Annotated in this window: 12 protein-coding genes and 1 pseudogene; 6 read left to right on the plus strand and 7 right to left on the minus strand. The window is 70.3% G+C overall.

Features of this window, described 5'->3' with window-relative positions; genetic code table 11:
- Nucleotides 1-47: 47 nt before the first annotated feature.
- Both FJ091_02030 and FJ091_02035 read left to right on the plus strand, forming a co-directional pair.
- On the plus strand, nucleotides 48-1241 hold the full coding sequence (locus FJ091_02030; protein MBM4382126.1) for an acyl-CoA dehydrogenase family protein: 1194 nt from the start codon (nucleotides 48-50) through the stop codon (nucleotides 1239-1241).
- 309 nt (nucleotides 1242-1550) lie between these two features.
- Nucleotides 1551-2429 carry a hypothetical protein gene (locus FJ091_02035; GenBank protein ID MBM4382127.1) on the plus strand — a complete coding sequence of 293 codons (879 nt, stop codon included), beginning with the start codon at nucleotides 1551-1553 and terminating at the stop codon, nucleotides 2427-2429.
- 23 nt (nucleotides 2430-2452) lie between these two features.
- On the opposite strand, the gene FJ091_02040 is transcribed toward FJ091_02035, so the two are convergent.
- On the minus strand, nucleotides 2453-2944 hold the full coding sequence (locus FJ091_02040) for a glutathione peroxidase (protein MBM4382128.1): 492 nt from the start codon (nucleotides 2942-2944) through the stop codon (nucleotides 2453-2455).
- Between the two features lie 100 nt (nucleotides 2945-3044).
- On the opposite strand from FJ091_02040, the pseudogene FJ091_02045 reads away from it, so the two are divergent.
- Together FJ091_02045 and FJ091_02050 are read left to right on the plus strand one after the other, a co-directional pair.
- Nucleotides 3045-3323 (plus strand): annotated as a pseudogene (locus FJ091_02045) (transcriptional regulator).
- A gap of 12 nt (nucleotides 3324-3335) precedes the next feature.
- On the plus strand, nucleotides 3336-4349 hold the full coding sequence (locus FJ091_02050; protein ID MBM4382129.1) for a TIGR03617 family F420-dependent LLM class oxidoreductase: 1014 nt from the start codon (nucleotides 3336-3338) through the stop codon (nucleotides 4347-4349).
- Here FJ091_02050 and FJ091_02055 read toward each other — a convergent pair.
- The 3 genes from FJ091_02055 to FJ091_02065 are packed head-to-tail and all read right to left on the minus strand — an operon-like array spanning nucleotide 4346 to nucleotide 6888.
- Nucleotides 4346-4807, minus strand: a complete 462-nt coding sequence (locus FJ091_02055) for a YaiI/YqxD family protein (protein MBM4382130.1) — start codon at nucleotides 4805-4807, stop codon at nucleotides 4346-4348. The two genes, FJ091_02050 and FJ091_02055, sit on opposite strands and share 4 nt — an antisense overlap.
- 5 nt (nucleotides 4808-4812) lie before the next feature.
- Nucleotides 4813-5931 (minus strand): agmatine deiminase family protein, encoded by a 1119-nt coding sequence (locus FJ091_02060; protein MBM4382131.1) that lies wholly within the window; start codon nucleotides 5929-5931, stop codon nucleotides 4813-4815.
- Between the two features lie 39 nt (nucleotides 5932-5970).
- On the minus strand, nucleotides 5971-6888 hold the full coding sequence (locus tag FJ091_02065) for a carbon-nitrogen hydrolase (protein ID MBM4382132.1): 918 nt from the start codon (nucleotides 6886-6888) through the stop codon (nucleotides 5971-5973).
- Between the two features lie 106 nt (nucleotides 6889-6994).
- Here FJ091_02065 and FJ091_02070 point away from each other — a divergent pair, with 106 nt between their 5' ends.
- A complete protein-coding gene (locus FJ091_02070; GenBank protein ID MBM4382133.1) occupies nucleotides 6995-7750 on the plus strand; it encodes a hypothetical protein in 756 nt (251 codons plus the stop codon).
- Nucleotides 7751-7753: 3 nt separating this feature from the next.
- On the opposite strand, the gene FJ091_02075 is transcribed toward FJ091_02070, so the two are convergent.
- Nucleotides 7754-8992 (minus strand): DUF1214 domain-containing protein, encoded by a 1239-nt coding sequence (locus tag FJ091_02075; protein MBM4382134.1) that lies wholly within the window; start codon nucleotides 8990-8992, stop codon nucleotides 7754-7756.
- A gap of 68 nt (nucleotides 8993-9060) precedes the next feature.
- On the opposite strand from FJ091_02075, the gene FJ091_02080 reads away from it, so the two are divergent.
- Complete coding sequence (locus FJ091_02080) at nucleotides 9061-9828, plus strand: EthD domain-containing protein (protein MBM4382135.1); 768 nt, start codon at nucleotides 9061-9063, stop codon at nucleotides 9826-9828.
- A 6-nt stretch (nucleotides 9829-9834) separates the two neighbouring features.
- Here FJ091_02080 and FJ091_02085 read toward each other — a convergent pair whose 3' ends face one another.
- Together FJ091_02085 and FJ091_02090 are read right to left on the minus strand one after the other, a co-directional pair.
- The gene (locus FJ091_02085; GenBank protein MBM4382136.1) at nucleotides 9835-11796 is read right to left on the minus strand and encodes an FAD-dependent oxidoreductase; all 1962 of its coding nucleotides are present in this window, start codon (nucleotides 11794-11796) and stop codon (nucleotides 9835-9837) included.
- Nucleotides 11797-11824: 28 nt separating this feature from the next.
- Nucleotides 11825-13477: a hypothetical protein gene (locus FJ091_02090; GenBank protein MBM4382137.1), complete on the minus strand. Its 1653-nt coding sequence runs from the start codon at nucleotides 13475-13477 to the stop codon at nucleotides 11825-11827.
- Nucleotides 13478-13527 lie beyond the last annotated feature (50 nt).

Here is a 13527-nt window from a genome sequence, read left to right on the forward strand (position 1 = left end):
CGCGACCGGCGCGGTCGGCGATAGCGTGTCGAGCAAAGGAGACGCCCATGTCGTTCCACATCCCCGAGCACGTGCAAGAAGTCCGCGAGCGCGTGCGCCGCTTCGTCGAGGACAAGTGCTACCCGGCCGAGGAGCAGATCGAGAGCCGCGGCGACGAGAACGCGCGCGAGATCATCCGTGGCCTGATGGCTGACGCGAAGCAGCAAGGGCTGTGGGCGCTCGGGCACCCGAAAGAGATCGGCGGCGGCGGCATGCCGTTCCTCGACTACGTGTACGTGAACGAGGTCGTCGGCCGCAGCGAGCTCGCGATGGTCGGGCTCGGCACGCACTCGCTGCAGGACTCGATCATGCTGCACCTCTACGCGTCGCCGAAGTGGAAGGACGCCTACCTGAAGCCGCTCGTGGAAGGCGAGATCTTCCCGAGCTTCGGCATGACGGAGCCGCACGTCGCGAGCTCGGATCCGACGCAGCTCACCACCACCGCGCGGCTCGAGAACGGACAGTGGGTGATCAACGGCCGCAAGTGGTTCACGAGCGGCGCGAACCGCGCGGCGTACACCACGGTGATGGTGCGCACCGAGCTGGATCAGCCCGATCACGGCGCGTTCTCGATGATCATCGTTCCCACGAACACGCGCGGGTACAACATCATTCGCGACGTGAAGGTGATGGGGCAGGCGCACGGCCACTGCGAGGTGCAGTACGACGACGTGCGCGTGCCCGAGGAGAACTTGTTGGGGCCGCGCGGCGCGGGCTTCAAGATCGCGCAGAAGCGCCTCGGGCCCGGCCGCATCTTCCACTGCATGCGCTGGCTCGGTCAGGCGCAGCGCGCGTTCGATCTGATGTGCGAGCGCGCGAACAACCGCGTCGCGTTCGGCGGGCCGCTCTCGGACAAGCAGCTGATCCAGAAGTTCGTGTTCGACTCGGCGGCCGAGATTCAGGCGTCTCGCATGCTCACGCTGAGCGCCGCGGAGAAGATCGACCGCGGCGACGAGGCGCGGGTCGAGATCGCGCTGATCAAGGTGGTGGGCGCGTCGATGCTGCACAACGTGATCGACCGCGCGATCCAGGTGTTCGGGGCGAAAGGTGTTACGGAGGACACGCCGCTCGAGCGCATGTACCGGGCGGCGCGTTACGCGCGCATCTACGACGGACCGGACGAGGTGCACATCACGAACACGGCGCGACGGATTCTGTCGTCGTATCGCCGCGGGGATGGGTGGGACTTCGGGCTGCGCTGAGCGTGTGGCGGCAACTCGCGCGCGGCGATCGCGCTGATGTCCTGTCCAGGCGCGCTCCGGAGCATCGCGCTCGGCGGCGACGCGCGGCGGAGTCGCGCCGCGCGCCGCTCGCAGCGCGCGAGCACCCGCCGCGCCAGCCTTCGCGGTAGCGAGGCGCTTCGCTCTCTCACAGCGACAGGGCGGTCGCGCGAGGTGCCCCAAACGCGAGTAGTAGCCGAGTCGTGAGATGTCCCAGCGCGCGCCCCCCTCGCGCCTTTCGACGAGGAATCCGCAATGGCGCGGAGTCCCGAACTCCACGCGGAGGCTCACATGCGGCTGTTGGTTGTTTCTGCTCTTTCGCTGATGCTCGCTTCGCCCGCGCTCGCTGCGCCGATCATTCGCGTCGACTCGAGCGTGCAGGGCGGCGGGTACACCGCGTCCCACATCTACGTACCTGGCGGCGGGTCGACCTCCCAGAGTGGGACCGGCAGCGTCCTCCCCAGCAGCACCGCGTCGGGCACCCCGTTCGTCCTGGCTGCGCAGAGCGGGACGACGAGCGGAACCACGCCCGCAACGACCGCGTCATCGTTCGCCGACCTCGTCTCCGGCGCGGGCGGCCTGACTGCGATCAGTCAGGGCTCGTTCTTCGGCGCAGACCAGGCATCGGGGTTCTACAGCTACGGCGACGACTTCACCGTGGCCGTGGCTGGAGGCGGGGTAGGCACGATCGAGCTCGAGATGCGCATCACGGGAATTGTCAGTGATCTCACCAGCGTCTCGGACATCTTCGGCTACGCCGTATTCGGGGTCGGCCAGACGACGCAGTTCTCGTTCGGCCACAACGTGTTCAACCCAGCGAGCAGCGGCACCTACGTCGCGCGGCACGATGTCGGTCAGAACTTCTTCACGGACTTCGACGTCGTGAGCAGCGACCCGACGAACCTGATCTTCCGAGCGCGAATCAACGTGACCGACGGGTCCGTGATCCAGTTCCGCTCGGAGATGTCCCTCACCTGCCGGGGCGGCGCGAAGTGCGATTACTCGGATGGCTTCACGCCGCTGATCCTGCTCGGGCCCGGCGTCACGCTCACGAGCGCTGCGACCGGCGCGCCGGTGGCTTTCGCCCGCCCGGTTCCCGAGCCGAGCGCAGCGCTCACGCTCGCCTCCTCGCTCGGATGGGTCGTGCTCAGGCCGCGGAACGCAGCCTGACGCACTGAGGTCGCCTCGCGCGCCTACTTCGCGAGTGCAGCGTCGATCGCGGCGCGCACCTCGGGCGCTGTCGCTTCGGCGCGCGGGCTGAAGCGCGCGGCGACTTGGCCGTCTTTGCCGACGACGAACTTCGCGAAGTTCCAGCCGATGTCCCCGGCGCCGTCGGGCTTCGTGGCCTGAGAGGTGAGCCAGGCGTAGAGCGGCGCGCGGGCGGCGCCGTTCACGTCGAGCTTCGCGAACATCGGGAACGTCACGCCGTACTTCGTGCTGCAGAACGATTTGATGTCCGCCTCGCTACTGGGCTCTTGGCCCGCGAACTGATTGCACGGGAAGCCGAGCACGGCGAAGCCGCGCGGCGCGAGCTCTTCGTGGAGCTGCTGCATGCCCGCGTAGTGCGGCGTGAGCCCGCAGCGCGACGCGACGTTCACGACGAGCAGCACCTTGCCCTTGTAGTCGGCGAGAGATTGCTGCGCGCCGTCGATGGTCTTGTGCGAGAAGTCGTGGAACGAAGTCATGGGGCCTCCGAGTGGGGAGCGCGACGCTAACTCGCCGCGCCGGAAGTAGGATCGCGCGATGCCGCGCCGCGATCCGCAGCCCGAAGCGCGCTCGCACACCGTGCGCCAAGACCTCGCGCTCGCGTTGCGTGAAGGCCGCGCCACGGCGCGCGATCTCTCGAAGGCGGTGGGCGCGAGCGAGAAGGACGTGCTCGATCACCTCGTGCACCTCGCCAAGTCGCTGAAGTCGCGCGGCGAGGAGCTCGCGATCTCGCCCGCGGAGTGCCTCGACTGAGGCTTCGTGTTCCGCCAACGCGAGAAGCCGGCGCGTCCGTCGCGCTGCGCGCAGTGCCACGGCACGCGGCTCACGCTGCCGGAGTTCGAGATTCGCGCGCGATAGCGTGCGCGCGAGATGAAGCTCTACACCGTCCCGCCCCTCGAAGACCCGCGCGATGCGCGCACGCTGTTTCCACGCCTCGAAGCGATCGGCTACGACGGCGCCTTCAGCTTCGAGGCGAAGCACGACCCGTTCTTGCCGATCGCGGTCGCCGCGGAGCACACCAAGACGCTGCGGCTCGGCACCGCGGTGGCGATCGCGTTCGCGCGCAATCCGATGAACCTCGCGAATCTCGCGTGGGGCGCGCAGCTGCTCAGCGAGGGGCGCTTCCTGTTAGGGCTCGGCACGCAGGTGCGGCCGCACATCGAGCACCGCTTCTCGATGCCGTGGTCAAAGCCGGCCGCGCGCATGCGCGAGACGGTGCTCGCGCTGCGCGCGATCTTCGCGGCGTGGCAGCGCGGCGAGAAGCTCGACTTTCGCGGCGAGCACTACCGCCACACGCTGATGATTCCCGCGTTCGACCCCGGCCCGAATCCGTTCGGCCCGCCGCCGATCTTCGTGGGCGGCTTTGGCCCGCGCATGTGCGAAGTGGCGGGTGAAACCGGCGACGGCTTCCTCGCGCACCCGTTCAACACGCGCGGGTCCCTGACAACACTCGTGCTGCCCGCGCTCGAACGAGGCCTCGCGAAGAGCGCGCGCACGCGGCGCGACGTCGAGGTGATCTGCGCGACGCTCGTCGTCACCGCGGACGAAGAGCGCGACTTCGCGCGCGTGGTCGCCGCCGCGCGCAAGCACCTCGCGTTCTACGGCTCGACGCCCGCGTACCGCCAAACGCTCGATTTGCACGGCTGGGGCGACCTGCACGTCGAGCTGAACCGCCTCTCGAAGCAGGGACGCTGGGACGACATGGCGGGCCTGATCGGCGACGACGTGCTCCACGCAATCGCCGTCGTGGGCCCGCGCCGCGAGATCGCCGCCAAGCTGCGCGCTCGCCTCGCCGGCATCGCCGACGGCGTGAGCCTCACCCACAACCGCGCGCCGGATCCCGAGCACTGGGCGGACGTGGTGCGGGAGATGAAGCGGACCTAGGCGCCCGCCGCCCGCAGCGCGCGATTCACCAGCGCATCGAGCCGCTCCGCGAAGCGCGAGCGGTCTTTCGCGGTGAGCGCGCGCGGGCCGTGCGTGGTCACGCCGGCGCCGCGCAGGTCGCTCTTCAGCGCGCGCGTCGCGAGCGCGTCGCCGATCATGTCGGCGGTGAACTCGCGGCCGTCGCTCCCTAACACCAGCGCGCTCTTCTCGAGGCAGCGCGAGGCGAGCGGGATGTCGGCGGTGATGACGACGTCGTGCGCTTGCACGTTCTCCGCGATCCAGTCGTCCGCGGCGTCCGGGCCCTCCTCGACGACGATGAGCTGCACGCCGAAGCCGGGCGGCACGTGCATCGCCGAGTTCGCGACGAGCGCGACGGCGAGCCCGTAGCGCGTCGCGACGACGTACACCTCGTCCTTCACCGGGCATGCATCGCCGTCGACGAAGATCGCGATGGGCAAGTGGCTCAGCGGCGGCGCATGCCCGCCGGCTCCTGCTGCGTGAGGCAGTGCAGCGTGCCGAGACCCCACACGAGGTCGACGGCGTGGATGCCGACGACTGCGCGCGTCGGGAACAGCTTCGCGAGCGTGTTCAGCGCGACGCGATCGTTCGGGTCGTTGAAGGTGGGCACGAGCACGGCGCGGTTCGCGATGTAGAAGTTCGCGTAGCTCGCGGGCAAGCGCGTGCCGCCCATCACGACCGGTCGTGGGTACGGGAGCTTCACGACGCGCAGGCCGCGCACGTGGGCGAGGCGGCGCACGTTGTCTTCGGAGCGCGCGTGGTTCTCGTCCGCGGGGTCGGCCTCGTACGCGAGCACGACGGTGTTCTTCGAGACGAACCGCGCGATGTCGTCGACGTGGCCGTGCGTGTCGTCGCCGACGCAGCCCTCGCCGAGCCAGATCGTCTCGCGGATGCCGAGCGCCGCGGCGAACACGCGCTCGTAGTCCGCGCGCGTCATGCCCGGATTGCGCTCCTGCACTCTCGAGAGCAGGCATTCCTCGGTCGTGAGCAGGCGCCCCGCGCCGTTCGCGTCGATCGCGCCGCCCTCGAGCACGACGCGCTGCGCGTCGCGCGCGCCGTCGGTCGCGCTCCGTAACAAGTTCTCGCTGCGGTCGGGGCGGCACGGCAGCACGCGCGCGTGGCCGCTGATGCGCTCGATCGCGGCGCCGACCAGCACGTCGCGCTTCCAGTTCGCGTACTTCGCCCACGCGTTGAATCGCCAGCTCGCGAGCACCACGCGGCCGCGCGCATCGTGCACGAACGTGGGCGCGCTGTCGCGCAGCCACACGCGATCGTTCGGCACGAGATGCAGCCGCACGCGCTCCTTCGGCACGCCGTGTGCGGCGAGCTTCTGCTTGGCGTCGGCGCGCACGCTCGCGTCGTGGCAGAGAATCTCGACCTGCTCACTCTGCGCGAGCACGCGCGCGATCTCGGCGTACACCCACGGAATCGGCGCGAGCTTGCCGGGCCAATCGGGCTCGTGGTGAGGCCACGCGATCCAGGTCGCGCGGTGCGGCTCCCACTCGCCAGGGAAGCGCAGCGGGAACTCGGGCGTGCGCACCGTCTTCGCGCTGCGAGCCGCCATCGCGTCCCTAATTCCTCGCCTCGGCGGCGAGCCGCTTGCTCAACTCAGCCATCTCTTCGTGATGCCGCCGTACGCGTCGATGCGGCGGTCGCGCAGGAAGGGCCAGTTGCGGCGCGTCTCCTCGGCGAGCGCGTGGTCGCAGCGCGCGACGAGCGTGGCGGGCTCGGTCTTCGCTTCGGCGAGGATGCGGCCGAACGGGTCGTAGATCGTCGAATGCCCGAAGAACTCGATGCCGTCGGTGCCGGGCTCCGGCTCGAAGCCGACGCGATTCGGCGACGCGACGAACACGCCGTTCGCGATCGCGTGCGCGCGCTGGATCGTCTGCCACGCCGTGCGCTGCGCTTCGCCGAACGTGGCCTTCTCCGCGGGGTGCCAGCCGATCGCGGTGGGGTAGAAGATCACGTCTGCCCCTAACAACGCCGTGATGCGCGCCGCTTCCGGGTACCACTGGTCCCAGCAGATCAGCACGCCGACGCGCGCGTGTTTCGTCTGCCACACCGCGAAGCCGTTCGACGAGGCCGCGGCGCCCGGCACCGAGACGGCGTCGCCCGGCGCGAAGTAGTACTTCTCGAAGTAGAGCGGGTCGTCGGGGATGTGCATCTTGCGGTAGACGCCGAGCAGCGCGCCGTCCGCATCGATCACCGCCGCCGAGTTGCGGTACACGCCCGCGGCTTCGCGCTCGAACAGCGGCACGACGAGCACGACGCCGAGCTCGCGCGCGAGGGCCTGCATGCGCTGCGTGGTCGGGCCGGGAATCGACTCCGCGAGATCGAAGCGCGCCGTCTCTTCCTTCTTGCAGAAGTAGGGCGCGTTGAACATCTCCTGCAGGCAGATCACGCGCGCGCCCTGCGCGTGCGCCTCGCGGACGCGCGCGACCTGGCGCGAGGCGTTCGCTTCGAGATCCGCGTCGCCCGCGCGCTCCTGCACGATGCCGACCGTGAAAGCTGCCGTTCGCATGGCGGCGCACGGTAACGCCTGGCCGACGTTTGGGGCCTGGCGTGGAACGTCGCTGTCGCGTCACTCCGTGCCAGGCCCGAAATGGCCCTGGTCTAGCCTCGCGCCCATGTCCGCCTCCGCGCGCCGCCTCGATCGCCGCATCGTGCTCGGGCTCGCGCTCACGGCGACGTGGCTCGCGCTCGGCGCCGGCTACATCGCGCAGGGCATCGGCTGGCGCGCGTTCCTCGCGCTGCCGCCGAGCGAGCTCGCGAGCTTCCTCGAAGGCGCGGTCGCGCCGCTCGCGTTCCTGTGGCTCGTGCTCGGGCTCTTCATGCAGCAGAGCGAGCTGCAGCAGAACAGCCGGGCGCTCGCGCTGCAATCCGAGGCGCTGCAGAAGAGCGCAGAGCAGGCCGAGATTCAGGCGCGCGCAATCCATGCGAACGAGCTGCACGCGCGGCAGGACACGTTCGTCGATCTGTACGCGCTCGTGACGCGGCAGCTCGGCGTGATGGCGGCGCTGCTCTACATGTCGAGCCAGCAGCAGAGCCTCGGCGGGAGCGTGCCGCAGGAGCGCGTGAGCGAGATGTGGACGCAGCTCGGCGCCGGCGACAGCGAGGTGTTCATGCGCGGCATGCTCGCGCTCGGCGCGACGCTGCCCGCCGCCGAGGGCTACCCGCTCTTCTTCGGAACGCCCGTGCGCACGCGACACACCGAGGCCTTCATCGGGACGTTCGAGCGCTTGTTACGGAATGCCGAGGCGTGCGACCCCGACGGGCTCATCAAGGACGCGATCCTCGGCAACGGATCCGGGCGTCTGTTCTCGCTAATCATGCGCCTGCGCGACAACCCGCCGGACGGCGCGGTGTACGTGCCGGCGAGCTGAGGCTCACGCGCCCTTCACGTCGCCGACCTTCACCACCTTCGTCTCCAGCGGCGCGATCTCTTCCTCCGGCAGCAGGAAGCGCCAAAACACGCTGCCGCTCGGCCGGCCCTCGCTGTCGAGCCAGTTCGCGACGCCCGGATCGCGCGCAGCGAGCACGATCCGGAACGAGCCGTCGCGTTCGAGTTGGGTTTGCCTGCGGTTCAGCGAGATCCGCCGGTAGCGGTAGTCGAAGCTGACCGTGTGGCGATTCCAGAGCACGACGTTCGCGAAGCGGCACTTCGGAAAGCGGCCGCGCATCACGAGCGCCTCGTCGGGCGCGAGCACGAACGGGGCGGTCGAATAGACGTTGTCCTTCGCGGCGAAGCCGATCTTCGTGTTCGAGTCGTCCTTCTTCGCGCGCGCAAACTGGTTCGGAACGAGCGAAACCCACGGCGGCAGCTGGGCGGGGTCGCGGCGAGGCGGGTAGATCGTCGTGCTCAGGAAGCGCGCGACGCGGCGAATGCCTGCGGCCACCGAGGCGTCGCTCGGCGGCGGGGGCGGAGCGGTGCTGCCGATGCGCTCGATGGACAGCGGGATGTGGTGCAACTGGTCCGCCGCGATCGAGTGCTTCGTCTCGTAGTAGTGGCGCGTCGTCAGCGAGCTCGCGCCGGGATCGAGGCGCAGCCAGTTGCCGCGCTCGGGCTTGCGCGCGCTCGCGATGATCTCGAAGTCGCCGTTTCGCGCGTGCGCGAACTCGCTGTCGTTCAGCGTCGCGCCGAGGCCGCTGGGATTCGAGCCGTCCGCGCCTCCCAGCTCGACCGTGAAGCTCGTGTAGATCGCACGCGCGAGGTTGCCGCGGATGCGATACGAGTGCTCCGGCGAGACGGGCGTCAAGAAGTAGATCGCGTCGGGGTTGTCGCCGAGCAGCTTCTTCTCGGGCGTGACGGCACGCTTCCACGCGGGCCGCTCGGGCGAGGGCTCGAAGTAGACCTCGATCGCGTGGTGCAGGTGGAACATCACGAGCCGGCGCGCCTCGGCCTGATCCATCGGCCCGCGTAGGCCCCACGCGTCCGTCGCGAATGCCGCCTCGAGCTGCCCTAACACCTCGCGCAGCTCCTGCAGCGCGGCGCCGGACTCGCTGCCGTCGCTCGATGCGCTCGCGCCCTCGGGCAGTGCGCGCGCGCTCGACGGCGCGAGCAGCTCGTGCGCGGCGAGCGCGCCGAAGCCCGCGGCGCCGCCGAGAAGAAAGTCGCGTCGGTCCATGCGCAGCTCCTCCGCGGCGCGAGGTAGCACGGGGCGCCGAGCTAGCGTGGGCGCGAAGGAGAGCGCCCATGATTCGTCTCGTCTTCCTGCTGCGTCGCAAGCCCGGGATGTCGCGTGCCGACTTTCACGCCTACTGGCGCAACGTTCACGCGCCGCTCATCGCGAGCTTCCAGACGGCGCTCGACATCAAGCGCTACGTGCAGGTGCACACCATCGACGACCCGATGAACGAAGCCGCGGCGGCGGCGCGCGGGGGGATGGAGCCGATCTACGACGGCGTCGCCGAGCTGTGGTGGGACTCGGAGAAGGCGCTCGCGGCCGCGATGGCGACCGATGGCGGACGCGCGGGCGGCGCAGCCGCGCTCGACGACGAGCGCCGTTTCATCGATCTCCCGAATTCCCCGCTCTACTTCACCTACGAGTATCCGCAGGTGAACCCCACGCCCGAGCTGGTCGCTCGGCCGACGAGCCCGCTCGCGAAGCTCTACTTCCCGCTGCGCCAGCCAGCCCCGCAATCGCTCGATGCGGCGCAGCTCTACTGGCGCACCGCGCACGGGCCGCTGATTCGCTCGATGGCGCAAGGCATGGGAATTCTCCGGTACCAGCAGGTGCACTACTTCGCGTCGTCGCTCGAGCAGGGCATGCGCGAAGCGCGTGGCACGCTGACGCCGCCCTACATGGGCCACGCCGAGGTGTGGTTCCAGCGCCCGCTGCACGCGACCCCGGAGTCCGCGGAAGGAAATCGCCGCGCGATCGAGGACGAGGCGAAGTTCATCGACTTCAGGCGCTCGACGATGTTCGTCGCGAAGGAGCACGTGATCGTCGATCGGATCTGACCGCGCTCACAGCAGCGTCTGCGCCAGCTCGAATGCCTGCCGCGTCGCGAACACCATGCGCCGCGGCGCGAACGCGTCGCCGAGCACGTGCACGCGCGGGTGCTGCGGCTTCAGCTCGCGGTAGAGCGCGTCGTCGGGGATCGCGCCCGCAACGAGCACGACCGAGTCGAAGCCGCCGCGCGTCCAGCGCCGCGAGCCGTAGGTGGACGCGAGCGCGAGCACGTCCCCGCGAATCTCGGTGACGCGCGCCATCGAGACGAAGTCCACGCCCGCGTCGATGAGCCGCGCGAACATGCCGCCGTTCGAGTACTTGCCGACGAGCGGTGACGGCGCCGGCGTCTGATAGATGAGCGTGACCGCGTGGCCGAGGCCCGCGAGGTGATCGGAGACCGAGAGCGGCGCGGGGCCGTCGTCCTCCGAGATCACCGCGACGCGCGGCCCGAGCTTCGCCGCGCCCGAGAGCGCAGCCGCAGCGCCGTGTACGTGCGCGCTCGCGGCGCCGGGAATCGGAGGAATGCGCGGCGTCGCACCGGTCGCGACGAGCACGAGATCGGCGTTCGCCGCGAGCACGTCGCGTGCGGTCGCGGTGCGACCGAGCTGAACGTCGACTCCGACGCGCGCGAGGCGTGCAGCCTGATAATCGATCCAGCGCCGATACGTGTGATTGCCGCGCGCGAGGGCTGCGGTCGCGAGCGCACCGCCGATCGCGTCGCTGCGCTCCCACAGTGCGACGCGATGTCCCTGCTCCGCGCACAGCGCCGCGAACTCGCTGCCGCCGGGGCCGCCGCCCACGACGAGGATGCGCTGCGGCGCATGGGTTCGCGTGGCGGAAGCGGCGAGCGCGTGCTCGCGCGCGAAGCGCGGATTCACGCCGCAGGCGTACGGCAGGCCGTCGACGAGCTTGCGGTGGATGCACTCGTTCAGCCCGATGCACGGGCGCACGGGCTCGGCGTCGGCGCCTCGCGCCTTGTTGGGGATCGCCGCATCGGCCATCGAGGCGCGCGCCATCGCGACGAGATCGGCGTGCCCGGCGGCGAGCACTTGCTCCGCTTGCTCCGCGGACGTGACGCGCCCCGTGTACACGACGGGCAAGTGCGTCACCTGCTTCGCGCGGCCGGCGAGCGCCGCCCACTGCATGTCGTCGAACCACGGGATCGGGATGTAGCTGGGCGCGTCCCAGTTTCCGCCGACGTCGAAGCTGAAGTAGTCGACCGTGCCGTCGCGCGTGAACGCCTCGACGAAGCGCAAGCACTCGTCGAGCGCGTAGCCGCCTTCGAGAAACTCGTCGAGCGTCATGCGCAGTCCGAGCGTGAACGGGCGCCTCGTCTCCTCGCGGATGCGCTCGCAGATCTCCCGCAGATAGCGCCGCCGATTCTCGAAGCTGCCGCCGTAGCCGTCGGTGCGCAGGTTCGTCGCCGGCGAGAGGAACCACTGCACCACGTCGTCGTGGCCCGCGTGAATCTCGATCGCATCGGCGCCCGCTTCGAGCGCGATCGCTGCGGACTCGCCGTACTCGCGCACGAGCCACTTCACCTCGCTCTCGTCGAGGCCGTGCGCGACGAGGTGGCTGTTGTATCCCGCGAACGTCGCCGACGGGCCGAGCGGCATGCCGCCTTGCTGGACCATCTGCACCGAGATGACCGAGCCCGCGGCGTGAATGCGGCGCGTGAGCTCGCCGAGTCGATCGCGGTAGCGAGCGTCGCGGAAGAAGCCGGGCACGTGCGCGCCGACGCCGGTGGGCTCGAACCCGAGGGGCACCGGGTTCTTCACGAAGTTGGGCCCGCCGCCGAGCCACCGAAAGCCGCCGCGTGCGCGCGAGAGCCACACCGCGCAGTGCTGCTCGAACTCGGCCTCGCTGCCCATCAGGTTGCCGTTGCCGCCGCCGTGCGGCGGGACGACCAGGCGGTGATCGAGCGAGAGCGTGCCGACGCGGATCGGCGAGAAGACGTGGCGAAGCGCGTGAGTCATCGGCCGAGTGTGAGACAACTCGCGCGCGCTACGCGACTCCCAGCAGCGACTTCGCCACCGCCTCCGCCAACTCGATGCCGTCGACCCCCGCCGACATGATGCCGCCCGCGTAGCCCGCGCCTTCGCCGCCGGGGAAGAGGCCGCGCGTGCCGAGGCTCTGCATGTCCTTGCCGCGCGTGATGCGCAGCGGCGACGAGGTGCGCGTCTCCGTGCCGGTGAAGAGCGCGTCGCGCATCGCGAAGCCCGGCAGCTTGCGCTCGAAGGCGGGCATCGCTTCGTGGATCGCGCCGAGCGCCCAGCCGGGCAGGGCGGGGTTGTTAGGGTCGGCGAGGTTGCCGAGCGCGACGCCGGGCTTGTACGATGGCAACACGCTGCCGAGCGCCCGCGAGGGAACGCCCTGCAGGAAGTCGCCGACGAGCTGCGCCGGTGCGCGGAACTCGCCGCCGCCGAGCTCGAACGCGCGCGCCTCCCACGCGCGCTGGAACGCGATGCCGTCGAGTGGATGCACGCGGCCGCTCGCGTCGCGCCGCGCGGCGTAATCGTCGGGCGTGAGGCCCACGACGATCCCGGCATTCGCGTTGCGGTCGTCGCGCGAGTACTGGCTCATGCCGTTCGTGACGACGCGCCCGGGCTCGCTCGTGGCCGCGACCACCGTGCCGCCGGGGCACATGCAGAAGCTGTAGACGCTGCGCCCGTTGCTCGCGTGATGGACGAGCTTGTAGTCGGCCGCGCCGAGCCGCTTGTCTCCCGCGTGCGGTCCGAAGCGCGCGCGGTTGATCAGCGACTGCGGGTGCTCCACGCGAAAGCCGATCGAGAGCGGCTTCGCCTCCATGAAGACGCCGCGCGCGTGGAGCACCTCGAACAGGTCGCGCGCGCTGTGGCCGGGGGCGAGCACGACGTGATCGGCCGCGAGCTCTTCGCCGCCCGCAAGTGTCAGGGAGCGCACGCGCGAGTCGACGATGCCGACGTCCACGACGCGCTGCTCGAAGCGAATCTCGCCGCCGAGCGCCGTGATCTGCGCGCGCAGCTTCTCGACCATGCTCACCAGCCGGAACGTGCCGATGTGCGGCTTGCCCGAAGTGAGGATGTCGTCGGGCGCGCCGGCCTCCACGAGCTCGTTCAGCACCTTTCTCGTCAGGTGCCGCGGGTCGCTGATCTGGCTGTAGAGCTTGCCGTCCGAAAAAGTGCCCGCGCCGCCTTCGCCGAACTGCACGTTCGACTCGGCGTGCAGCTCGCCGCGGCGCCACAGGTCCCACGTGTCCTGCGTGCGCTTGCGCACTTCGCTGCCGCGCTCGAGCACGATCGGGCGCAGGCCCGCCTGTGCGAGCACGAGCGCCGCGAAGATTCCGCACGGGCCGAAGCCGACCACGACGGGCCGCGCGCGGCCGCTCGCGAAGAAGCGCTCGGGCGCGTGCCCGACGGGCTTGTACCGCATGTCGGGCGTCGCCGAGATCTGCGCGTCCTTCGCGTGCCGCGCGCGCTGCTTCTCCTCGGCGCCGACCTGGCAGTCCACCGTGTAGATCCACGCGATCGCGCTCTTCTTGCGCGCGTCCCAGCTCTTCTTGTGCACCGTGAACGCGCGCAGCTCGGCGTCGCGAATCGCGAGGCGCGCAACGATCGCGGCGCGCAGGGCCGCGTCGTCGTGATCGAGCGGCAGGCGCAGGTTCGTGATGCGGAGCATGTGGCGCGGAGCTTCCCGCGTGGGCGCGCGTCGCGCGAGCGAGCCGCCGG

It is taken from the genome of Deltaproteobacteria bacterium (assembly GCA_016875395.1).
Lineage (GTDB): Bacteria > Myxococcota_A > UBA9160 > UBA9160 > UBA6930 > VGRF01.

What these genes read in the sequence shown, in the direction of transcription:
- FJ091_02030 (MBM4382126.1), top strand. Translation starts at nt 48, where the DNA reads ATGTCGTTCCACATCCCCGAGCACGTGCAAGAAGTCCGCGAGCGCGTG.
- FJ091_02035 (MBM4382127.1), top strand. Translation starts at nt 1,551, where the DNA reads ATGCGGCTGTTGGTTGTTTCTGCTCTTTCGCTGATGCTCGCTTCGCCC.
- FJ091_02040 (MBM4382128.1), bottom strand. Translation starts at nt 2,944, where the DNA reads ATGACTTCGTTCCACGACTTCTCGCACAAGACCATCGACGGCGCGCAG.
- FJ091_02050 (MBM4382129.1), top strand. Translation starts at nt 3,336, where the DNA reads ATGAAGCTCTACACCGTCCCGCCCCTCGAAGACCCGCGCGATGCGCGC.
- FJ091_02060 (MBM4382131.1), bottom strand. Translation starts at nt 5,931, where the DNA reads ATGGCGGCTCGCAGCGCGAAGACGGTGCGCACGCCCGAGTTCCCGCTG.
- FJ091_02065 (MBM4382132.1), bottom strand. Translation starts at nt 6,888, where the DNA reads ATGCGAACGGCAGCTTTCACGGTCGGCATCGTGCAGGAGCGCGCGGGC.
- FJ091_02070 (MBM4382133.1), top strand. Translation starts at nt 6,995, where the DNA reads ATGTCCGCCTCCGCGCGCCGCCTCGATCGCCGCATCGTGCTCGGGCTC.
- FJ091_02075 (MBM4382134.1), bottom strand. Translation starts at nt 8,992, where the DNA reads ATGGACCGACGCGACTTTCTTCTCGGCGGCGCCGCGGGCTTCGGCGCG.
- FJ091_02080 (MBM4382135.1), top strand. Translation starts at nt 9,061, where the DNA reads ATGATTCGTCTCGTCTTCCTGCTGCGTCGCAAGCCCGGGATGTCGCGT.
- FJ091_02085 (MBM4382136.1), bottom strand. Translation starts at nt 11,796, where the DNA reads ATGACTCACGCGCTTCGCCACGTCTTCTCGCCGATCCGCGTCGGCACG.
- FJ091_02090 (MBM4382137.1), bottom strand. Translation starts at nt 13,477, where the DNA reads ATGCTCCGCATCACGAACCTGCGCCTGCCGCTCGATCACGACGACGCG.